The organism is Parasynechococcus marenigrum WH 8102 (genome assembly GCF_000195975.1).
Classification (GTDB): Bacteria; Cyanobacteriota; Cyanobacteriia; order PCC-6307; family Cyanobiaceae; genus Parasynechococcus; species Parasynechococcus marisnigri.
Window position 1 is genome coordinate 1,524,525 of the sequence record NC_005070.1, and the last position, 19,638, is coordinate 1,544,162.

22 protein-coding genes, 1 tRNA gene and 1 pseudogene are annotated in these 19,638 nt (G+C 62.1%); 7 read left to right on the forward strand and 17 right to left on the reverse strand.

Features of this window, described 5'->3' with window-relative positions; genetic code table 11:
- Window positions 1–323: 323 nt before the first annotated feature.
- Window positions 324–396: transfer RNA gene (locus TX72_RS07960), tRNA-Ala, on the reverse strand.
- 65 nt (window positions 397–461) lie between these two features.
- On the reverse strand, window positions 462–1,109 hold the full coding sequence (lexA, locus tag TX72_RS07965) for a transcriptional repressor LexA (protein ID WP_042503684.1): 648 nt from the start codon (window positions 1,107–1,109) through the stop codon (window positions 462–464).
- A 55-nt stretch (window positions 1,110–1,164) separates the two neighbouring features.
- Here lexA and TX72_RS07970 point away from each other — a divergent pair, with 55 nt between their 5' ends.
- Window positions 1,165–1,437, forward strand: coding sequence for a DUF1651 domain-containing protein (locus tag TX72_RS07970; protein WP_011128447.1), 273 nt, complete (start codon window positions 1,165–1,167; stop codon window positions 1,435–1,437).
- Here the strand turns inward: TX72_RS07970 and TX72_RS07975 are convergent, their stop codons facing one another.
- Window positions 1,438–1,734 (reverse strand): hypothetical protein, encoded by a 297-nt coding sequence (locus tag TX72_RS07975; RefSeq protein WP_011128448.1) that lies wholly within the window; start codon window positions 1,732–1,734, stop codon window positions 1,438–1,440.
- 122 nt (window positions 1,735–1,856) lie between these two features.
- Here TX72_RS07975 and TX72_RS07980 point away from each other — a divergent pair, with 122 nt between their 5' ends.
- Window positions 1,857–2,096: a TIGR03643 family protein gene (locus TX72_RS07980; protein WP_011128449.1), complete on the forward strand. Its 240-nt coding sequence runs from the start codon at window positions 1,857–1,859 to the stop codon at window positions 2,094–2,096.
- 11 nt (window positions 2,097–2,107) lie between these two features.
- On the opposite strand, the gene argF is transcribed toward TX72_RS07980, so the two are convergent.
- Together argF and ftsH are read right to left on the reverse strand one after the other, a co-directional pair.
- A complete protein-coding gene (argF, locus tag TX72_RS07985; protein ID WP_011128450.1) occupies window positions 2,108–3,064 on the reverse strand; it encodes an ornithine carbamoyltransferase in 957 nt (318 codons plus the stop codon).
- A 45-nt stretch (window positions 3,065–3,109) separates the two neighbouring features.
- A complete protein-coding gene (gene ftsH, locus TX72_RS07990) occupies window positions 3,110–4,984 on the reverse strand; it encodes an ATP-dependent zinc metalloprotease FtsH (RefSeq protein ID WP_011128451.1) in 1,875 nt (624 codons plus the stop codon).
- A gap of 86 nt (window positions 4,985–5,070) precedes the next feature.
- Here ftsH and TX72_RS07995 point away from each other — a divergent pair, with 86 nt between their 5' ends.
- Together TX72_RS07995 and TX72_RS08000 are read left to right on the forward strand one after the other, a co-directional pair.
- Window positions 5,071–5,697: an SOS response-associated peptidase gene (locus TX72_RS07995; RefSeq protein ID WP_011128452.1), complete on the forward strand. Its 627-nt coding sequence runs from the start codon at window positions 5,071–5,073 to the stop codon at window positions 5,695–5,697.
- Window positions 5,698–5,740: 43 nt separating this feature from the next.
- Window positions 5,741–6,459: pseudogene (locus TX72_RS08000) on the forward strand (ion channel).
- 1,583 nt (window positions 6,460–8,042) lie between these two features.
- On the opposite strand, the gene TX72_RS08010 reads toward TX72_RS08000, so the two are convergent.
- The 4 genes from TX72_RS08010 to TX72_RS14220 all read right to left on the reverse strand — a co-directional run bounded on the left by TX72_RS08010 (window position 8,043) and on the right by TX72_RS14220 (window position 10,183).
- Window positions 8,043–8,267, reverse strand: a complete 225-nt coding sequence (locus tag TX72_RS08010; protein WP_225867688.1) for a hypothetical protein — start codon at window positions 8,265–8,267, stop codon at window positions 8,043–8,045.
- 25 nt (window positions 8,268–8,292) lie between these two features.
- A complete protein-coding gene (gene ribD / locus TX72_RS08015) occupies window positions 8,293–9,357 on the reverse strand; it encodes a bifunctional diaminohydroxyphosphoribosylaminopyrimidine deaminase/5-amino-6-(5-phosphoribosylamino)uracil reductase RibD (protein ID WP_011128454.1) in 1,065 nt (354 codons plus the stop codon).
- A complete protein-coding gene (locus TX72_RS08020; protein WP_011128455.1) occupies window positions 9,357–9,842 on the reverse strand; it encodes a DUF3122 domain-containing protein in 486 nt (161 codons plus the stop codon). Before TX72_RS08020 ends, ribD begins: the two co-directional genes overlap by 1 nt.
- 182 nt (window positions 9,843–10,024) lie before the next feature.
- Entirely contained in the window at window positions 10,025–10,183 is a 159-nt protein-coding gene (locus TX72_RS14220; protein WP_158305745.1) for a hypothetical protein, read from the reverse strand.
- A 65-nt stretch (window positions 10,184–10,248) separates the two neighbouring features.
- Here TX72_RS14220 and TX72_RS08025 point away from each other — a divergent pair, with 65 nt between their 5' ends.
- Entirely contained in the window at window positions 10,249–10,893 is a 645-nt protein-coding gene (locus TX72_RS08025) for a helix-turn-helix domain-containing protein (RefSeq protein WP_011128456.1), read from the forward strand.
- On the opposite strand, the gene TX72_RS08030 is transcribed toward TX72_RS08025, so the two are convergent.
- From TX72_RS08030 to TX72_RS08040, 3 genes are read right to left on the reverse strand one after another with little or no spacing between them, the layout of a single operon-like run.
- A complete protein-coding gene (locus TX72_RS08030) occupies window positions 10,812–13,313 on the reverse strand; it encodes a GH116 family glycosyl hydrolase (protein ID WP_011128457.1) in 2,502 nt (833 codons plus the stop codon). The two genes, TX72_RS08025 and TX72_RS08030, sit on opposite strands and share 82 nt — an antisense overlap.
- Window positions 13,314–13,354: 41 nt before the next feature.
- Window positions 13,355–13,600 (reverse strand): DUF8678 family protein, encoded by a 246-nt coding sequence (locus tag TX72_RS08035; RefSeq protein ID WP_011128458.1) that lies wholly within the window; start codon window positions 13,598–13,600, stop codon window positions 13,355–13,357.
- Window positions 13,597–13,872, reverse strand: a complete 276-nt coding sequence (locus tag TX72_RS08040) for a hypothetical protein (RefSeq protein ID WP_042503692.1) — start codon at window positions 13,870–13,872, stop codon at window positions 13,597–13,599. The genes TX72_RS08035 and TX72_RS08040 overlap by 4 nt, the downstream gene beginning before the upstream one ends.
- A 12-nt stretch (window positions 13,873–13,884) precedes the next feature.
- Between TX72_RS08040 and TX72_RS08045 the strand changes: the two genes are divergently transcribed.
- Window positions 13,885–15,132 (forward strand): bifunctional cobalt-precorrin-7 (C(5))-methyltransferase/cobalt-precorrin-6B (C(15))-methyltransferase, encoded by a 1,248-nt coding sequence (locus TX72_RS08045; protein WP_011128460.1) that lies wholly within the window; start codon window positions 13,885–13,887, stop codon window positions 15,130–15,132.
- Window positions 15,133–15,154: 22 nt separating this feature from the next.
- Here the strand turns inward: TX72_RS08045 and TX72_RS08050 are convergent, their stop codons facing one another.
- From TX72_RS08050 to pheS, 4 genes are read right to left on the reverse strand one after another with little or no spacing between them, the layout of a single operon-like run.
- Window positions 15,155–15,559: a DUF192 domain-containing protein gene (locus TX72_RS08050; RefSeq protein ID WP_042503696.1), complete on the reverse strand. Its 405-nt coding sequence runs from the start codon at window positions 15,557–15,559 to the stop codon at window positions 15,155–15,157.
- A gap of 2 nt (window positions 15,560–15,561) precedes the next feature.
- Window positions 15,562–16,239 carry a winged helix-turn-helix domain-containing protein gene (locus tag TX72_RS08055; protein ID WP_011128462.1) on the reverse strand — a complete coding sequence of 226 codons (678 nt, stop codon included), beginning with the start codon at window positions 16,237–16,239 and terminating at the stop codon, window positions 15,562–15,564.
- The gene (locus TX72_RS08060; RefSeq protein ID WP_011128463.1) at window positions 16,236–17,144 is read right to left on the reverse strand and encodes an NAD(+) kinase; all 909 of its coding nucleotides are present in this window, start codon (window positions 17,142–17,144) and stop codon (window positions 16,236–16,238) included. Before TX72_RS08060 ends, TX72_RS08055 begins: the two co-directional genes overlap by 4 nt.
- 37 nt (window positions 17,145–17,181) lie before the next feature.
- Window positions 17,182–18,189, reverse strand: coding sequence for a phenylalanine--tRNA ligase subunit alpha (gene pheS, locus TX72_RS08065; protein WP_011128464.1), 1,008 nt, complete (start codon window positions 18,187–18,189; stop codon window positions 17,182–17,184).
- A gap of 72 nt (window positions 18,190–18,261) precedes the next feature.
- Between pheS and surE the strand changes: the two genes are divergently transcribed.
- Window positions 18,262–19,062 (forward strand): 5'/3'-nucleotidase SurE, encoded by an 801-nt coding sequence (gene surE, locus TX72_RS08070; RefSeq protein ID WP_011128465.1) that lies wholly within the window; start codon window positions 18,262–18,264, stop codon window positions 19,060–19,062.
- Here surE and TX72_RS08075 read toward each other — a convergent pair.
- Window positions 19,047–19,607, reverse strand: a complete 561-nt coding sequence (locus tag TX72_RS08075) for a DUF3611 family protein (protein WP_011128466.1) — start codon at window positions 19,605–19,607, stop codon at window positions 19,047–19,049. The genes surE and TX72_RS08075 overlap by 16 nt on opposite strands.
- Window positions 19,608–19,638: the final 31 nt, after the last annotated feature.

Genomic DNA, 19,638 nt, shown 5'->3' on the forward strand with positions numbered 1-19,638 from the left:
CGGTATTTATCGGTGTACATAGCTTAGCTCTTTTGAGTAAACTGAAAACAGCCAGTTTTACGGTGGACTGGCTGCTCAGTGCCGCTAATAGGGACCGCTTCGGTGGTCCTTATTTGATATTTAGCGCCATCATGAAATAACGAATAAAAGGGCGACTCCCCAGTACTGGACAATGTGCTCCAGTTTTTTGGCGCAACTCGACCACTTACGGCCATTTGGCGCACACTTTGGCGCACAAGAAATGACATTTAGCCGTTTTGCACTAAAAAAGCGGCCACCGTAGACCGCTCAAATGCCAGTGCCTGACTGGGTTCTCTTAGAAATGGAGCCAAGGAGACTCGAACTCCTGACCCCCTGCATGCCATGCAGGTGCTCTACCAGCTGAGCTATGGCCCCATGAACGCCGGTGATGCCCTCGGGCTCGTGCCGTCGTCGTATCCAAGCTTACACCGAGGCGGCGATCACACCTGACGCCACACCGCCACCAACCGGCCCTGCACCTCCACCTGCTCCGCCGGCAGCTCGATCGGGTCGTAGGCAGGGTTGGCTGCTTCGAGCACAACCGCCGCCCCTTTGCGGTGGAAATGCTTCAGGGTTGTGCCGCTTCCCGCCACCAGGGCACTCACAACGGTGCCGTTGCGCAGGCGCTGCGGATCAGGCACAGGCTCCATCAACACCACGTCGCCATCAGCGATGTGAGCATCCACCATCGAATCACCGTTCACCGTGAGGGCAAACAGTCCGCGGGTCTCCAGAACCGGTGCCAGATCAAGGTGCTCCTGAACGTCATCAAAGGCCGTCACCAGGCCACCTGCAGCCACGGCACCCAGCACGGGAATGCCGGCAGCCGCAGCCATGTCACCCAGCAATTGCAGGGTGCGGGCCTGTCCTTCCTGCCAGGTGATCCACCCTTTCTGTTGGAGATGCCGCAAGCGGCTCTGGATCGGCGCTGGAGAACGCAGCCCCATCGCCTGCATCATCTGACGGATCGACGGGCTGTGCCGATGTGTGCCAATGTACTCCGCCAGCCAGTCGTACAGCTCCTGTTGGGCGGAGGTCAATGGCTCTGGGGATGAGATGGTCACAAAACAAGGCGCCGAACAATACATTTGTACCGACGGCGTCCGCGCTGCGCAAGATCCCAGCCTTGATTGCGGCCAAGACATGTGGCATGACCAGCCGAAACACAGCGACAAGCCGGAGAAGGCCGGTGGCCAAGGCTGGCTGATCAACCCATCACAGCAGAAGCTGGTGCAGTTTCAGCCCGGTTCAGCCACAGCCCACGCTCAGTGGGTGGCCATTCACACATTCCGCCTCAAGCCCGGTGAAGCACCAACGCTGATCACAGGGCGCCGGATGCTGCGTCAAAACGCCATTGAGGCCTGGCAGACCATGCTCAAAACCGGATGGACTCGATGTCATTCACCAAGGAGATGATCAACCGTTTTGCTGTTCACGCAAGGCGGCAATCTTGTCGACGCTGGAGCCGATGTTGTCGACCACAAAGCCATCCATGCCGTTGTCTCTGAGTCTGTACAGATAACCGTTCACCCAAGCTGTTTCACGGTTGTTCGTTTCATGGCCGCGGTCCACAAATCCTGGTGTTTGTTGGAACACATACAGGAGGATCTCCAAAACATCGTTTGGATTCAGTTGTTCTGGATCAATGAATGGAAATATTTCCCTCACATCCATAAAAGAAATGGTGAGCGATGTCTCCAACTCGTCTGACACGTCAAATACGTTGAATGCTCTGCAGCTTAGGAGTGAATCCAAACCGAGATCGATGGGGCATCACTCAGGCCAGCGGGTGCCATGGACAGGCCGCTAGAACAACTCAAGCTTTTTGACCCAGGTTGAAAGACATTCAACCCCAGGATCTGGACCGGATCATCGAAATGGCCTGGGAGGACAGAACCACCTTCGAAGCCATCCACTACCAGTTCGGCGTGTCAGAACAGGAGGTGATCGCATTGATGCGAACCCACATGAAGCACTCCTCCTTCAAGATGTGGCGCAAAAGGGTGTCCGGGCGCAAAACAAAACATGGAGCCACTTCCGAATCCAACCGATTCAAAGCCAAGTGCCACCGCTGAACAAAGCGCCTTTACAAACCACCCATCAATGCCGCCAGCAGTGCCTGCTGAGCGTGTAGCCGATTTTCAGCCTGATCAAAGATGCGGCTGGCGGAGCTTTCCATCACTCCTGGGCTGATCTCCTCACCGCGATGGGCCGGCAAGCAATGCAGAACGATCGCCTCCGTATCAGCTGCCTCCATTAACGCTTCGTCGACGCAGAAACCGGCAAAAGCCTGTTCCCGTTCCGATTGCTCGTCCTCCTGACCCATGGAGGCCCACACATCGGTGTACACCGCCTGGGCACCACGGACCGCTTCACGCGGATCGTGGATGACCTCGATCGAAGCTCCCTGAACAGCCAGAGAACGGGCCTGCTCGAGCACCCCGGGCAGGGGTTCGAAACCCTGCGGACAGCCGATGCGCACATTCACCCCCAACAACGCACCGCAGAGCATCAGGGAATGGGCCACGTTGTTGCCATCACCGATGTACGCCAACGTCTGTCCGGGCAGATCACCATGGGCCTCGCGCATCGTGAGGAAGTCGGCCAGGGACTGGCAGGGGTGTTCGAGATCGGTGAGGGCATTGATCACCGGCACAGTGGCCCAGTGGGCGTAATCCACCAACTCCTGCTGGGCGAAGGTGCGCACGGCCAGCACATCGCAATAGCGACTGAGCACCCGCGCGGTGTCTTCCAGAGGCTCACCACGACCCAACTGCGTCACTTTGGGATTGAGATCCACCGTTTGCCCACCAAGGCGGGCCATCGCCACCTGGAAGCTGACGCGGGTGCGGGTGGAGGCCTTGGTAAATATCAACCCCAGGACCCGGTTGCCGAGGTCGATGCGACGGTCGCCGCTCTTCAGTTGAGCGGCCAGATCGAGCACAGCTGAGGTTTCCTCCGCCGAACAATCAGCGGAGGAAAGGTAGTCACGGCCGCTGAGGGGGGAAAGAGCAGCAGCAACGCCTGCAGCAGCGGTAGCCATCGTGACGATTCAAAGGACAGTTATCGGGGAAGGAAGCGGTCAGAGTCAAGCACTGACGGTCTCGGGCAGCACGCTGGCCTCAAGCATCTGCTTGAGGTCATCCCCCTCGATCACCTCTTTTTCGAGGATCTTCTGGGCAATGGTCTCCAGCAAGGCCATGTTCTGACGCAGGATTGCCAGGGCGTCGTCGTGTGCTCTGTCCACCAGGCCACGCACTTCCTTGTCGATCGCCTGAGCGGTGGCATCACTCACCGAACGGCGGGGGTTGTTGTTGCCGCCGAGGAAGCGTCCGCCCCCCTGTTTGTCGTAAGCCAGAGGTCCCAGGGTGTCGCTCATGCCATAGGTGCCAACCATTTGTTCAGCAAGGTCGGTGGCCCGCTGCAGATCATTGGCGGCACCCGTGGTGATCTTGCCGAACACGATCTCCTCAGCCGAGCGGCCCCCTAGCAGCGTGGCGATCTGCCCTTGCAGTTCCTCCTTGGAATTGAGGAACCGTTCTTCAGTAGGCAATTGAAGGGTGTAGCCGAGGGCGCTCATGCCCCGGGGCACGATCGAGATCTTGGCCACCTTGCTTCCGCCTGGCATCAAGTGACCGACGATCGCGTGACCTACTTCGTGGTACGCCACCACTTTCTTCTCGTCGTCCTGCAGCACGCGGCTCTTCTTCTCAAGGCCCGCCACCACCCGCTCGATGGCTTCTCCCAGATCCTGTTGCTCAACCTTGGTTCTGTAAGCACGGGCAGCGAGCAGGGCCGCTTCGTTCACCAGGTTGGCCAGATCGGCGCCGGCAAAGCCGCTGGTGGCCTGCGCCACGCTGTCCAGATCCACAGCATCAGCAAGTTTCACCTTCTTGGCGTAAATCTCGAGGATGGTCTTACGGCCGGACAGATCCGGGCGATCCACCAACACCTGGCGGTCAAAGCGGCCCGGGCGCAGCAGGGCAGCATCCAGCACTTCAGGCTGGTTGGTGGCTGCCAACACGATCACCGGTTTGTCCTGAGCGGTGAAGCCATCCATCTCGGTGAGGAGCTGGTTCAGGGTCTGTTCCCGCTCGTCGTTGCCGCCGACCACGCCCATAGAGCCGGAACGGCTCTTGCCGATGGCGTCGAGCTCGTCGATGAAAATGATGCAAGGGGCTTTCTTTTTGGCTTCTTCGAACAGATCCCGAACACGGGCGGCACCGGCACCAACGAACAATTCAACGAATTCCGAGCCTGAGATAATGAAAAAGGGCACACCCGCTTCTCCCGCAACGGCCTTCGACAGCAAGGTCTTGCCGGTGCCAGGAGGGCCCACAAGCAACACACCCTTGGGAATCCGCGCTCCGATTTCGGCATAGCGCTCAGGGGTCTTGAGGAAATCAACGATTTCGGTGAGTTCCTGCTTGGCCTCATCGACGCCCGCCACATCAGCGAAGGTGACGCGGGATTCCTCGTCCGGCACATAAACCTTGGCCTTGCTCTTGGTGAAGCTCAACGCCCCTTGGGCGCCGCCGCCCATCGAACGGCGGGCGAAGAACTGCAGCACCAGGATGAAGATCAGCGGCGGCACCACCCAGCTGAGGATGGTGGTAAAGATGTTGGGCTTCTTCGGCGGGGCAGCGGCGAACTCAACACCCTTGGTTTCCAACCGCTGGGGCAGATCCATGTCGAAGATCGGCGTGGTCGCCAGCACCGGCGGCGTGCCCTCATCCGGGTCGCTGAGCTCGTAGCGGATCTGTTCCTGGGTGATGTAGGCGCGCTTCACGGCGCCATCATTCACCTGATCGAGGAACAGCGAATAAGGCACCTTGGGCACCTGTTGCATCGCGTTATTCGGCACGAAGCTGCTCAACAGGAGCAGCACCCCGAAGCCGATCAACACTAGGTTGATGATTCCGAAGCGACGGTTCGGTCGGTTGTCGTCCTGTCGGATCGGCATGGCATCTGCCCGAGATCGGATCACGCTACGAGGGATGAACCGTTGCTTACGGGTGGGAGAACCGAACGCCTTCTAACGTCACGTCCATGTGCGGCCGTTACAGCCTCGATACGCCATTGCAGGCGCTTCAGGCGCTGCTTCAGCCCTGGTTACGGGACGCCGATGCCGGCTGGTTGCAGCACTACGCACCACGACGGCTGATCCGCCCGGGGGAACCGGTGCTGGCCCTCAGGCGCGAACACGGTCAAAGCGTGGCCAGCCACATGCTCTGGGGCCTATTACCGCGATGGGTCAAGGATCCACTGGCGGGACCGCGGCCGATCAATGCCCGCGCTGAGACCTTGGAGGACAAAGCCTCCTTCCGCGGGCCCTGGCGTCATCACCGTTGCCTGCTGCCGGCGGATGGGTTTCTGGAGCAGGGGGAGCAGATTCAGCGGCTGGACCAACAACTGTTCTGGCTGGCCGGGCTCTGGGATCGCTGGATCGGCCCTGACGGCAGCGAGGTGGAGACCTGCTGTGTGATCACCACACGACCCAATCACCTGCTGGAGACTTTGCACGACCGCATGCCCGTTGTCATTCCCAGGGGCCTTGAGGAGATCTGGCTGGATCCGGGGGATGGGGCCCATCGCCGGGCCCTCGAGCCGATGCTGGACCCATGGCCGAGCGACGGCTGGAGCCGCCGCGGCACATCTCAGCTCAGCTTGTTCTGAGGCCTCGGCCGGCGCACCATGCCGGCAGAGAGGGATCAGGGCCATGGCGCGACGGCAGAAGGGATCGCACCTGCGTCTGCTGCTCCTGTTCACGCTGCTGGTGCTGGTGGGTTTTGCCTTCCCACGCCTGATCTGGGCCACCCACCTGGGCTACAGCCTGATCGCCCTACTGCTGACCCAGGTGATGGTGCGCGACAGCCAGGCCCCTGACTGGAGTGATCGGATCTACCGCGGCTTGGGGCTGTTTGCGGTGTTGACCATGTGGCTCTGGCTGATCACACCGCTGGAACTGATCTACAGCGGCGTTCCGCTGGCGCTCAGCTGGAGTGTGTTGGTGGGCTGGAGTGTGATCCGGCTGGTCAAACGCTTTGCCGATGAGCCCAAGGTCACCGAATCACTGCTGATGGGGGCGACCGCGGGCTACCTGCACATCGGTCTTACAGCTGGACTGGTGATGAGTGCCCTGGAAACCATCCAACCCGGCAGCTTCGAACCGCTGACTGTTGCCCAGGCCGGGATAACAGCGTGCTGGCAGCAGCCCATGCCTTTTCGGCGATCAACTACTACGCCCTTGTGTGTCTCACCACCGTGGGCTTCGGCGACATCAATCCGATGCTGCCGCTGTCGCGAATGGTGAGTGTGGTCACCATCATCGCCGGCCCGCTCTATCTGGCAGCGGTGATGGGGGTGCTGATCGGCCGTTTCGCCAGCAGTCTCGACCGCGATACGAGAACAGTAGATGACGCTCAGAGGCGTCAGTGACAGCATTGGTTGGCGAAGGCACGCGAAACAACGGTGGTTGTCACAGCGACGATCAAAAAAGTTGCTTTTGAAAAGCACCGACAGGGCTTTTTTTCTTCGATACAAGCCGTCCATCGGATAAAGATCATTCGCCGATTTCATGAATCCAGTTTTTCTTGGTCGTCCATTGGATGAAAGTGGAAGCCCAATGATGCAAAAAGATCTCTCAAATCATCGGAGGCAACGTCCACAGCATGTGACTGACGGGCGTGCTCAATACCGACACAACAAGTCACAACACAGCGCGTCCTTAGGACAGCCACACAAAAATGAATCATTTGTAATCGCGTAAAGATATTTTTGCTGATAGAAATACCTGGCTATTCATTGCTGGGCTGTGAACGAATCAGACCAAATCCAGGACGAAGCTGTCGCAAGGGCCGTCACGTATTTAGTCGCCGCTGTGCTGATGATCGTCATGCTTTTGCTAGTCGGACTGTTTCTACAAGCAGCGCTGGGTGAGCATGCAGAAGTCACAGCACAAGTTGTAAAACCAGGCTTTGCTCAACCCACTCCCCCGCCCACATCGAAACGCAGTTTGTGGAATCAATTGAACGAGGCTTAAATATCGTTTTTTCAAGCACAAAACTTGACTTTACTATACTTAAATTGGATGTCGGCACTGATCACGGCCTATCAGAGATGCATAAGTGAGGGACCCAGAGGGCACACCCAGACGACAGGCTTGAAGCAAGTTCCCAAGATTTTTTTTGATCTGCTTGCAAAAGGGGAAGGCCGCCCTTCCCGATGGAAAGACGGCCTATCTCGCTCGCTTATGCATGTCAATCGACCTGGTCAGTGAAGCTGTATTCGTGAAGCATTAATGCCTTTCGAACGACAGTGAACTGAAAGTAGAGGTCGAAGCGTCTGGCTTAATGGCAACCCTGGGGCCATTGGGTCCAGGTGTGGTGCAGGTCTTCTACGGGGCACCTAAGAACGGTGCAGAGAAGATTCGACTGATCAGACGACCATCAGTGTCGTCACAGACGAAATGCTCACATTTGGGTTGAAAAGTTGGAGCAGGGGCCAGGCAAGTCAGGCTGCTTCTGCTGTTTGCTCAGGTGGAGTATCGACCGTCATTGGCTCCTCCGATCTCAGTGATCTCAATATGGTCAGCGGTCACACACAAGGCAATCGGCGTGAATGCTCATTTTCGTCTGGAGGCAGCCCTCTCATTGTCGAGATGATCTGCCTACGTGGTGCCGTAACACCATTGCGTTAGCAGCACGTTGCTCACCGGCAATGCGCTGACCTTATCCTTGTGACTCCTGCTGAGCAGCCGGAGCAGAAGCCCGCTCGGGTTAATCCGCACCTCCTGCAAAATCCGCTGTTTGAGCACTTGCACACTGCGCAGAATTCAGACCCTGGTGCCACGCTCATACGCACAAATCAGAGCACGCCAGACCGAAGAAACACTGCTTTACCAAAAACGACACTTCGTCAGACGCTTTTCCTGGGAGGTAACAACAGTAGGTGCGGCTGAAAAAATCAATAGCAGCGACTGTTCTGGAGATGCGTTCTCATAAAAATCAGCTGCTCTTACCTCAAAGTGCACTCTGATCCGTTGTGCCTTGAAGCGCCTTCTCCTGAAGCTGCTGCACGGCACACAGTGCTTCGTGGGCAGGCCAGCCGTGACGGATCATCAGCTCCTCCACCAGGTAGTCGGGCGAGTTGGAGATGCGTGAATTCAGTTCTGCAATGGCCCTGTCATTGCGTGCAAGAGCTGAGAGTCGAAGCGATCGGAGTTGCTGGACATTCGGCTGTTTCATGGCAGCACTCTGCACGTTGGTGGACTCAGCCCCCGAGCCGCAGGGAGAGCAACCAGTCATCACCGATGGGCCGGGGAGGCAGCAACTGGCCACAGAGCACCTGATCCATGGCGGTGAAACCCAGTTCCCCCAGAGGCGTCCGAGCTGCTACTCCACCCATCAGTTTCGGGGCCAGCACGGCAGCCACCTCCTGCACACAGCCCTGGCGGATGGCCGCAGCCGCCAGCTCTGATCCGCACTCCCAAAGCACCTGATTGCAGCCCCGGGCTGCCAGGTGTTGCATGAGCGGCAGGGGCTCGCATTGCTCCAGCTCCAGCCGTTCCGGTCCGTTCGGAGCCTGCTTGCCGGCAGCCTCCGGACCATGGGCCACCAGGGTCGCGGCGGATGCTGTGTCCCAGAGCTGTGCCTCGGCGGGAAGGTCCAGACCACGGCTGAGCACAACCCGCAGCGGTTCCGGATCGCGACGACCGCGGCTGGTGAGCAGGGGGTCATCGGCGCGAACGGTTCCACCGCCGACGATCACCGCATCGCATCCCGCCCGCAACTGATGCACCCAGCGACGGGAGTCGGCACCACTGATCCACTGACTGGTGCCATTGGGCAACGCGGTTCTGCCATCGAGCCCCATCGCCCACTTGAGCACCCCCCAGGGGCGACCCGTGCGGACGCGATGCAGAAAGGCCCGGTTCTGCTCTGCGGCCTCCTGCCGAAGCACGCCGGTGATCACCACAACACCGGCCTTCCGCAGCTGAGCAATCCCGCCACCAGCCACCCGGGGATCCGGATCCTCCAACGCCACCACGACCCTGGCCACCCCGGCCTGCAGAACAGCTCGGCTGCAGGGAGGTGTGCGGCCGTGGTGGCAGCAAGGTTCCAGGGTCACGATCAACGTGCCACCGGCGGCGGCGGTTCCGGCCTGAGCCAGCGCACCCACCTCGGCATGGGGCTCACCCGAGCGGGCATGGAACCCCTCCCCCACCAATCGGCCCTCACGGTTGAGCACCACAGCTCCCACAAGGGGATTGGGGCTGGTGCGACCTTCAGCCAGCGCAGCCAACGCCAGGGCCCGGCGCATCCAGAGGTTCCACATCAGCTCAGGGGGAGGTCCTGCAATGACCGCCACTCACCGACCACGTAGGGAGGCACCGGAAGCTCCGTGAACACCCCTGGCAACATCAGACGCAGGGGTCGGTTGTTGCTGAGGTCATCCAGGAGGGGGTCGAGGGCAAACTCCGCTGCAGCCTCACGGCCATCGGTGGCCAGGGCTGGGTTGGCCAGGGTGATGTCGTCCAGGGCCCAGGCCCTGCGCCCGGCTTCCACCTGAAGACTCACCGGATGGTCGAGGCGGAGTTTGCCGGGATAACCAACGATGCGGAGCACCACGGGTTCACCGGGCTTCCCCTCGCGGTAGGCCACCGCCTGCCAGCTGTCGTAGTCCAGATCGCGAAGGCTCTCGAGGCTGCGCACCATCCGGGTGCCGTTGTCGGATTCGTGCTCATGCACCTGGGCCCTTCCCTGGGGTGCCGCTGTGAACAGCACCAGAACGGCGATCAAACAGCAGAGCAGCCGGCGCATCGGAGTTCAGTCAATGGGCGAATTCTCACAGTCCGCCTCGGAGACCCGTGGAATTCACAGATAATTCGCCTGTGGAGTTGTTTTTTCAGTCAGCAGGGGAACTCTGCGGGATCTTCAAATCACTCGGCATCGGACTGGACGTCAGTCAGCTCAGTGCCGGTTCACTGCATGGCAGGTTTCAGTTAACCGGCAGCGCTGTCCTGCCCCTGATTTCGATCAAAACCGACCAGATGCTGGTCTGTGAGGGCGACCGTCGGTCTGGTTTTCTCCCCTTCTCCATCAACACGCGTGGTGACCACCCCCTGGTGAGGGGTGAAGAGGTGTCGCCCCTCAGCATCCATGGCTTTCAAAGCAGCTTGAAGGACTCGTACTTCGTGCTTAAGCCAGGTTGTGAATCCAGGTGGCCATGGTCTGCAAACAGCGGTTGCAACGGCTGGCGGTCGCCACCAACGAACAGCGAGCCTTGGATCGGATCAACAGTGTGAATTCGGCCGCCGTCACCCCTGAACTATTCCAGCGGCTGGTTGAACTCACCAAGCCACAACATCACGATCCAATTCAGGCGGAACTGATCGAAGCCGAGCTGCTGGAACTCTTGAGCAACCGACGCTTGAGCCAGATCAACAGCGGCGAACTAAGCCACCGCGCCGGGCTGATGAAAGACCTGATTGCCTGGGGGCAGGGCAACCCCACGCAAGTCATCTCCCTGGAAGACATCACCACCACGATCTTCGCGTCGCGCTCCTCAATCGTGCACAGCTGTCGCGCCAGCTTCGGCATGGGGCCGATGACCCTGCTGAAACAGATCCGTCTCGGCCAGGTGCAGGCGGTACTGCTGAACCCGCAACGCCAGGCGTCAATGGGGTTCATCACAGTCCAGGCCGTGGCAACCCACTTCGGCTTCAGCAGTCGCAATCATTTCGCCCGCGATTACCGCCAGCTGTTCGGTGAGGCACCGAGCGAAACGCTTCAGCGTTCCGCCACGCCGGGAATCCGCTCCCACCCGGTGTCCGTGGCCCACAGGCCCCAGATGGCCATGGCCCGCAGGTAGTGGCAGGCACGGAAGGTGTTCACGGCAGTGATCGCTTCCGGGGTGCGGAACTGCAGACCACCTGAATACACCTGGCCCACCACGGCTGAGCAGATGGCCAACGCCGTTTTGCTCTCTCCCATCAGCCGGTAGTAACTGGCCAAACCGAAATTGATGCCGGTCCACACCTCCAGAGGGTGCGTGCCGTTGGGGTCCAGGGGACTGCCATCCCGCCGCAAACCGTTGGCCACGCCGAGACGTCCGGACTCAAACCGTTCAAAACAGGCCTCCTTCACCGCCTGCAGGGTGCTGCGTGCCCTGGCGTCACTGACCACCGGTGGCAGCCCCAGCAGCCGTGCGTAAAAGTCACCGCAGAGTTGATCCGCCATCACCACCGGTGTGCCGCTCTCGGCATCGATCCGGTAGTACTCGCCGTTCCAGAGCAGGTCGTCGAAGTTGGCGCGGGATTGCTCGAGCCAGGCACCGAACCGCCGCTGTTCCGCGGCAGTGTCCAGGCCGAGATCAAGCTGCAGCCGCTGAGCCATCGCCAGCGCGGCCTCCAGGGCCGCGATCCAGAGTGCGCCGCAGTAGGCACTCACACCCTGCAACGGCCAGTCGTCAAAGGTTTGATCAGGGGCACCGCCGTTGTCGGGGAGACCATCGTTGTTGACGTCAAAGCCTTTGAGGTAATCGAGGGCCTGAACCGCAGAGGGCCAGCACTCCGCCAGAAAGCGCAGGTCTTCGCCGGTGGGCGCAAGGCGGAAGGTGCGCCACACCTGCAGCATGTAATCACTGGCCAGATCCTTCCAGAGGTTGCAGTCCTGATAAGCGGTGTAATTGGTGGCGTCGAAGGGGCGTTCGTTGGGGGCCCCCAGGTCATGGGGCGTCGCTCCCGCCACCTTGCGGTCCGCCTCCACCCGGCCACGGCCCTGGGTGAAATACCAACCGATCGGCCGTTGGCTGCCATCCGCGGCAGGAATGGCACGGGCAAAACTGCGCAGCACCGCTTTGTCCAGCTCCGGCCAGAGCTGCAACAGCGCCAGTGAGCCGTACAGGCGCACGTCAAGACTTTCGTACCAGGCGTAGTCGAGGCACTCCAGAACACCGAAGCGGCCGTGGGGATCCGCCGGTGACGCCGCAGTCCAAAGGCTGCCGCCACTGCAGAGGTCGTAGAGCTCGTTGAACAACGCCATCCGCAGCGGCTCCGGCAATTGCATACGGGCCAACACCGGCTGCTGCCAGGCATCGATCTGCTCCCGCCACTGGCGCCAATCGCGCAGGGCTTCTGCAGCAATGGCGGCGGCATTGCTGCCGCTGCTGCCGAAGAAGTCGGTGTAACGCCTCAGCGCGCTGCTGCCACTGGCGAAAGCCGTCACCGGCAGGTCCCAGCTGATCACCAGCGGAATCTCACGGCTGGCACCGGGAGCCAGCGTGAATTTCACAGCGATGGCAGCACTGGCCTGCTCGCCGGAACGGCTGGCGCGGTCGTTGTTGCTGTCAGGGATCCGCCCATCGGCGGCGAAGGGGGTCCACAACTCACTGCCATCACCGCTGGGATCCCAGCGGCTGCAGCGCATCACATGCACGCCGTCCAAGTCATCCGGCAGAGCCAGGCACCACTGACCCTCGCCTTCCGCCAGTGGCATCGAGGGCTGGCCCTCCAGCAGCACTCCGCTAAATCCCGGCTGATCAACCTGGCGGTTGCGCTGTCCTTCACCACGACCGATCGCCGGGGCGTAGTTGTGCTCCGGGCTGCCGTCATCACGGAAATGCACCTCCGCGGCAGCGTCGGTGTTTGTGAACCAACCCACCGTGTTGCGCCAGCACAGCATCAGGGACAACTCCAGCGGCTGATCGGTGGGGTTGCTGAATTGCCAGCGGAACACCGCCACCGGATAGCTGGTGCGCTGGTAATCCCCAGGAAGGATGGGACTGAAGGCCTCGCAGAGGACGCCGGCGCGGTAAACGTCCTCGTGGTGGGTCCAGCTGAGGGGATAGCGGGCGGCGTAGGTGCCGGTGCTGCGGCCCTGGGTGCTGGCGGGGTACCACTGCCAGGCGCTCAGGGGTGTGCCGCCACTGGGGTCGGTGTCATCACGGTCGGGAGCCGTGGCCAGGGCATGGGCACGGACGTCCTCGCCCTGCTGCTCCCAGAGGGCGAACTGACAGTCGGGGATCGATCCGAACCAGTGCTCACCACCATCGAGGTTCCAGAGGTTGAAGGCTCCGCTGGGGGAACGGCCGAGGCAGCCAGCCCCGAAGCCGCCGAGGGGCATGCCGTGGTCGGGGCCATCGTCGAGGTTGCTGGCGTACCGAACGGTGTAAGGCGACTCCCAGCCCAGGCCGAAGCGACGACTCCAGCTGGACTCCGGAGGTTGCCATGGTGTGTTGCCGACGCCACGCCCCAGCAGCGAACGCAGAGCGGAAAGTCCGAAGGGGGCCATGCAGCGCGGGCAGTCACCCCAGATTGCCAGGTTTCACCAGCTCAGCCAGCGCCGAAATCAGGCGGACTGTCCTCGGCATCCAGCAGGGCATCCAGGGTCACCGCCGTTCTCACCAACGCCTGATACCGCTGCAGCGTTCGCCGGTTCTGATCCAACCAACGCCCTGGGGCCGTCCCACCATCGAGCTGCGGATGCTCACTGTCCATCAGCTGCAGGTCCTCCTCCCGAGCGATCAGGGCCAGCAACAACTCATGCAGGCGTTGACGACGCTGACTGGAGGGGCTCATGACGCCTTCATCAATTCCTGAAGGCGCCGCTCCGCCAGCGGCGGCAGCTGCACCCGCCGCAACTGCTTGGCATACAGAAGCGATTGCAGCCAGGCCAGTGGCTCCACCAGGGGTCCGCTGAGGCCGATCAGCAAACCAACTCCCCAATGGGAGAACGAGGAACGGCAGCGCTGAAGCCCCCGCCAGAGCACCGATGGGCGGATGAAGCCCGCGGCCACCAACCGATCAGCCACCAGCTCAACCCGTGCCATGGCTTCCAGAGGTCTGGCCACCAGAATGCCTGAATGATCGATGTGATCGGTACTGACGCAGGGGCACCGGCCTCGCTGCCCGCTGCGCAGCAAGCCCTGATTCGAGCTGCCGAACAGATCGCTGCACCGCGCCGCCTTCAGCCAGCCCTTGAAACATGGCTGGAAAGCCCGGTTCCCCTGATCGACAGCGACGACCCCCGCCATCTGGTGGAGGTGCTCAGCGCTCTCTCCGCTCAAACCAACGCGGTGGTGCTGGCCAGTGGGGACCCGCTCTGGTTCGGCATCGGCAGAATCCTGGCGGAGCGCCTCGGGCCGGAGCGGCTGCGCTTTCATCCCGCGCCCACCAGCCTGCAACTGGCCTTTGCCCGCATCGGTCGTCCCTGGCAGGACGCCCGCTGGGTGAGCCTGCATGGACGCGATCCCGAGCCCCTGGCCCGGGAACTGCAGACGCGGCCGAGGGCCCTGGCGGTGCTCACCGACCCTGGCCGTGGCGGTGCCGACGCCGTGCGCCGCTGTCTGCGCAGCAGCGGTCTGGAGGCGAGCTATCAGCTCTGGCTGGGGGAAAACCTTGGCCATGCCGACGAACGGATGCGGCTGATCCCGGCCGATGCCCCCCTGCCGGAGCCACTGCAGCCATTGCTGGTGGCACTGTTGATTGCCGAGGAACCGTCCATTCCGAACTCGAGGGCGTTGCCGTTGTTCGGTCTGGAGGATGGCCTGTACCTCCAGCACCCGGATCACCCCGGGCTGATGACCAAGCGGGAGGCACGCATCCAGTTGCTGGCGGATCTGGATCTGCCCGATCAGGGAGTGCTCTGGGACCTTGGCGCCGGCACGGGCAGCATCGGACTGGAGGCCCTTCGCCTACGGCCCCAGCTCAGGCTGCTGGCGGTGGAGCGCCGGGCCGGTGGGGCTGCCTTGATCCAGGCCAATGCAAAGCGGCTCGAGGTGATGCCCAGCGCCGTGGTGGAAACCGATGCGCTGAGCCTGCTGTCCGCCGATCTGCCTGACGGCCTGGACCAACCGGATCGCGTGTTGCTGGGTGGTGGCGGCCCCCATCGCGAGGCGCTGCTGAAGGCAGTGCTGCAACGGTTGCGTCCATCGGGGATCGTGGTGATTCCGCTGGCGACCCTTGAAGCGGTGGCCACGCTGCGGCCGCTGATGGAGCAGTCAGGACTGACGGTGCAGCTCAATCAATTGCAGGCCTGGCGAGGCCAACCCCTCAGCGATGGCACCCGCCTGGCACCGATGAACCCAATCCTGAGCCTAAAAGGCACGTAATCGTGACATAATCGTTTATTTATTAATACGATATCGTCTCAATCTGGACTTGATCGCCAGGGCGAATGCCCAGACGACGGGCCTCCCCGGCCCGCAACTCCACCACCCCGTCACTGGGATCCGCCGGGCCGTAGCTGGGGCAAGGCAGCTTCGGACAGACCGGAACATCAGCCGCAATGGCCATCACCCGGTTGTCCCGCAGAAACAGCATGTCCAGCGGCGCAAGGGTGTTGAGCATCCAGAAGCTCAGCAGCCTGGGACGGTCAAAGGGAAACCACATGCCACGCAGCGGTGGCAAGGCCGGCCGCTGCATCAGACCGATCTGCTGCTGCTTTGGGGTGCGGGCCACCTCCAGGGCGATGCAGCGTCGGTCTTCCAGGCACCATTGCGCGGTGACGGGCAGCTGCTGCGGTGCCGGCAGATCCATGCTCAACCGTCCCCGACGACAGGACCGAGGCTGTAACCACGACCGCGCACCGTCAACAGCAACCGCGATTCGCCGTCGGCTTCCAGCTTCTGGCGCAGGTAGCGCACATACACCTCCACCACATTGCTGCTGGCCCGTTCGTCCTGCCAGACCTCCTGCAGCAACTGCTCACGGCTGAACACCTCTCCCGGCGACCGCATCAACACCAGCAGCAGGGCGAACTCCCGGGCCGTGAGAGCCACGGTGCGGCCGGCCCGTCGCACGTGACGGGTGGCGGGATCAAGACTGAGATCACCCAGTTCAAGCAACGTCGGCCGTTGACCCAGGCGGGCCTGCACGGTGCGATGCAGTCGCAGGCGGAGCAGCAGATCACTGGGAGCAATGGACGACAGCCAGAAGTCATCCGCCCCTGCGCAGAGACAGGCCGCCCTGGCATCAACGCTGTCTTGTTCCAGATCCAGAAGGATCGGCATCCCCCGGAAGCGCTGACGCAGGTCCCGCACCTTGGCGGCCTGATCAGCAGCCAGAACAGCCGCCAGCGGCTCCTCACCCACCTGCACCGTGCTGGAGGCCACACCGGCACTGAGCCAATCAACTGTGCTGTAGCCCGATGCCGCCAGCCGTGGAGCCAGAGCCACCGCTGACGCTCCCACCAACAGCAGAAGCGGGTCAGCGGTCATCCCTTATCTGGCTTGGCGATGTGCGGCAGGCCCCAACCCAGCTTGTTGCGCAGCACCTGGAAGAACTCATGATCCACCAACCGCACGAAACGCACCGGGTGTTCACTACGACGGATGAGAACGCGGTCCTCAGGCCAGACATAGCAACCAGCACTGCCGTCCACCACCATCATCAGACGTTCAGGAGTCGCCGGGAACACCGTCACCGGTTCACGGTCGCTGAACACCAGCGCGCGGGAGGCCAGGGAATGGGGAGCGATCGGCGTCAGCTGCAGCACCGGACAATCGGGTGAAATCACTGGACCGCCGGCACTGAGGGCGTAGGCCGTCGAGCCGGTGGGGGTGGAGAGGATCACGCCATCGGCAGCGATATCCACCGGCGCATGACGCCCAATGGCGATCTCGAAGTGACACATGCTGGTGAGCGGCTCCCGGTGCAGTGCCATCTCGTTGAGCGACAGAGCTTCCCAGCGGCGCTGGTCCCCTCGCATCACACTCACCACCAGGTTGCTGCGCTCCTCGATCGTCCACTGCTCGGTGAGCACCACCTCCAGTGCCCGGTCGAGATCGCCGAGATAAGCCTCCGCCAGAAAGCCCAGATGGCCGGTGTTGATGGTCAGGATCGGAACCCCCACCGGTGCGGTCTGCCGCGCTGCCGACAGCACCGTGCCGTCACCGCCCAGCACGATCGCCAGGGCCATGCTGTTGTTGAACCCCTCCGGCACGCAGGCGCTGTAGCCCAGCAAGCGGAGATGCTGATCCGGATTGGCGAAGCCCACCATGCCACCGGAACTGCTGGCGCGAACCACCGCGTGGCCAGCCAGCTCCAACCGTTGCTGAATGGTGTCTGCCGTCTGCACCGCCAGCGGCTTGCCGTCATTCACGATCAGTCCGATCCGGGGCACTGACCGCTGCAACTAAGGCTTATTCAGCTTATGGGAGTCAGAACTGTTCGAGGAAGCGCAGATCGCTTGTGTAAAGCCGGCGGATGTCATCAATGCCGTGACGCACCATGCAGAAGCGTTCAACGCCGAGACCTGCAGCAAAGCCGCTGTAGCGCTCGGGATCGAGGCCGAGACCTTCCAGCACAGCGGGATCAACCATGCCGCAGCCCATTACCTCCAGCCATCGTCCCCTCCATTGCACGTCCACCTCGGCTGAAGGCTCCGTGAACGGGAAGTAACTGGCCCGGAAACGCACCGGCAGATCACCGAAGAAAGCCTTGAGGAAGGCCATCACCGTGCCGCGCAGGTGGCTGAAGTCGAGTCCCTCATCAATGGCCAGCACCTCCACCTGATGGAAGACCGGCGAGTGGGTGGCATCGACGGCATCGCGTCGATACACCCGTCCAGGGGCGACGATGCGCACCGGTGGGGGGTTCTGTTCCAAGTGGCGGATCTGCACCGGTGAGGTGTGGGTCCGCAGCAGCAGATCACCCTGCAGGTAGAAGGTGTCCTGCATGTCCCGGGCTGGATGATCCTCGGGAATGTTCAGCGCCGTGAAGTTGTAGTAGTCCTTCTCCACCTCGGGCCCTTCGGCAACGCTGTATCCGAGGCCGAGAAACAGATCGACGATCTCCTCGGTGGTGGTGATCAAGGGGTGGCGATGCCCCATCGGGATCCCCGACGCCGGCGCCGTCACATCAATGCTTTCGCGGGCGATGCGTTCCGCCATCGCCGCCTGCTTCACCGCCGCAAGACGCTCAGCCAGCAGGCTCTGCACCTGGGTTTTGAGCACATTGGCCCGCTGACCCACCAGCGGTCGTTCACTGCCCGGCAGCTTGCCCATGGCCCAGAGCACCCCCGAGATCCGTCCCTTTTTGCCCAGCAGACCTACCCGCAATTGTTCGAGGGCTGCGGCATCGGAGGCCTCGGAGATTTCGGTTGTGGCCTGCTGCTCGAGCGCATCCAGCTGATCGGTGAGCTGCTGCAGGGTGACCGGGGCGCTCACGGGCCTGTGGCTAAAGGCAACTGACTGTAAGCAGCCAGCCCGCTTAGGTTCCCCCCACCCACCAGCCAAGCCATGCGGGTCCTGATCAGCAATGACGATGGCGTCTTCGCCGAAGGCATCCGCACCCTGGCGGCGGCGGCCGTCGCCCGCGGCCACGACGTCACAGTGGTTTGCCCGGATCAGGAGCGCTCCGCCACCGGCCATGGCCTCACGCTGCAGACCCCCATCCGGGCTGAGCGGGCCGATGAACTGTTCGTTCCTGGCGTGACCGCCTGGGCCTGCTCCGGCACACCGGCGGATTGCATGAAGCTGGCCCTGTTCGAACTGGTGAAGGACAAACCTGATCTGGTGCTCTCCGGCATCAACCACGGCCCCAACCTGGGTACCGATGTGTTCTGCTCCGGCACCGTCGCTGCAGCGATGGAAGGAACCCTGGAGGGCATTCCATCGATGGCGATCAGCAGCGCCTGCTTCCAGTGGCGGCAGTTCCAGGCCGGCGCCGAATTGGCAGTGGAGGTCGCCGAACAGGCCTTGGCGGATCAATGGCCGGAGAACCTGCTGCTCAACCTCAACATTCCCCCCTGCAATCGGGACGCCATGGGCCCGCTGCGCTGGACCCGCCTGTCGATCCGCCGCTACGACGAGCAGTTCAGTTCCCGGGTGGACCCGCGGGGTCGGGCCTATTACTGGCTAGCCGGTGAAGTGGTGAACGACCTGGAGTCCGCCGGTGAAGGTCCGCGGGACTGGCCCAGCGATGTGGCCCAGATCCATGCCAACAGTCCATCCCTGACCCCGATCCAACCCGATCTGTTCTGGCGGGGATCCCTCAGTGGACTGCCGCAGCTGAAGCTGAAGGATCAGCTGGTGCGATAGATCCGCTGCAGCAACCACAGCGAGAACAGCAGGCCGATCAAGTGGGCGAACAGCACCTGGGTGTTGCTGAGCACCGACAGCATCTCCAGGGAGGTGATGGCCAGGTTGTCCGCCATGCCACGACCTCCGATGGCGATGCCAGGCGTCTGCATCGACGCCTGCACAAACAGGCTGCCGGCCAGGGCCTGATAGCCGATGGCCGCGAACACAAGACCCAGCAGGTCTGCGATCAACCCCCGTTTGATCAGGCGAGCGGTTTCCCCGCGACTTGGCCTGGCGCCGCTGTCGATCGCCCGACCGGTGCGCACGATCAACCAGCCCTGCCACAGGCTGTAGAGCAGCACCAGGAAAGCCAGGGTCGTCAGAGAGAGGCCAGGGCCAAGGCCGACGGCGCGCTCTGCGTTTCGGGCCAGGCTGCCGCCCACGTTGTTGAACAGCAGCACCCCCACCACCACGACGCCGAGCACCACCTGAATCCAGAAGCGGATCCAGCCCATTCGGCGCACGCCGAAGGACAGCTGCTGGAAATCAAGGCGATCCGCCATGGCTGGGGGGTCAGTCGTCCAAACTTGCCAC

Bases quoted from the DNA above. Each gene is read 5' to 3' on its own strand.
- lexA (WP_042503684.1), bottom strand. From the start codon at position 1,109: ATGTATTGTTCGGCGCCTTGTTTTGTGACCATCTCATCCCCAGAGCCA.
- TX72_RS07970 (WP_011128447.1), top strand. From the start codon at position 1,165: ATGTGGCATGACCAGCCGAAACACAGCGACAAGCCGGAGAAGGCCGGT.
- argF (WP_011128450.1), bottom strand. From the start codon at position 3,064: ATGGCTACCGCTGCTGCAGGCGTTGCTGCTGCTCTTTCCCCCCTCAGC.
- ftsH (WP_011128451.1), bottom strand. From the start codon at position 4,984: ATGCCGATCCGACAGGACGACAACCGACCGAACCGTCGCTTCGGAATC.
- TX72_RS07995 (WP_011128452.1), top strand. From the start codon at position 5,071: ATGTGCGGCCGTTACAGCCTCGATACGCCATTGCAGGCGCTTCAGGCG.
- TX72_RS08010 (WP_225867688.1), bottom strand. From the start codon at position 8,267: ATGAAACAGCCGAATGTCCAGCAACTCCGATCGCTTCGACTCTCAGCT.
- ribD (WP_011128454.1), bottom strand. From the start codon at position 9,357: ATGTGGAACCTCTGGATGCGCCGGGCCCTGGCGTTGGCTGCGCTGGCT.
- TX72_RS08020 (WP_011128455.1), bottom strand. From the start codon at position 9,842: ATGCGCCGGCTGCTCTGCTGTTTGATCGCCGTTCTGGTGCTGTTCACA.
- TX72_RS14220 (WP_158305745.1), bottom strand. From the start codon at position 10,183: ATGGATGCTGAGGGGCGACACCTCTTCACCCCTCACCAGGGGGTGGTC.
- TX72_RS08025 (WP_011128456.1), top strand. From the start codon at position 10,249: ATGGTCTGCAAACAGCGGTTGCAACGGCTGGCGGTCGCCACCAACGAA.
- TX72_RS08030 (WP_011128457.1), bottom strand. From the start codon at position 13,313: ATGGCCCCCTTCGGACTTTCCGCTCTGCGTTCGCTGCTGGGGCGTGGC.
- TX72_RS08035 (WP_011128458.1), bottom strand. From the start codon at position 13,600: ATGAGCCCCTCCAGTCAGCGTCGTCAACGCCTGCATGAGTTGTTGCTG.
- TX72_RS08045 (WP_011128460.1), top strand. From the start codon at position 13,885: ATGATCGATGTGATCGGTACTGACGCAGGGGCACCGGCCTCGCTGCCC.
- TX72_RS08050 (WP_042503696.1), bottom strand. From the start codon at position 15,559: ATGGATCTGCCGGCACCGCAGCAGCTGCCCGTCACCGCGCAATGGTGC.
- TX72_RS08055 (WP_011128462.1), bottom strand. From the start codon at position 16,239: ATGACCGCTGACCCGCTTCTGCTGTTGGTGGGAGCGTCAGCGGTGGCT.
- surE (WP_011128465.1), top strand. From the start codon at position 18,262: ATGCGGGTCCTGATCAGCAATGACGATGGCGTCTTCGCCGAAGGCATC.
- TX72_RS08075 (WP_011128466.1), bottom strand. From the start codon at position 19,607: ATGGCGGATCGCCTTGATTTCCAGCAGCTGTCCTTCGGCGTGCGCCGA.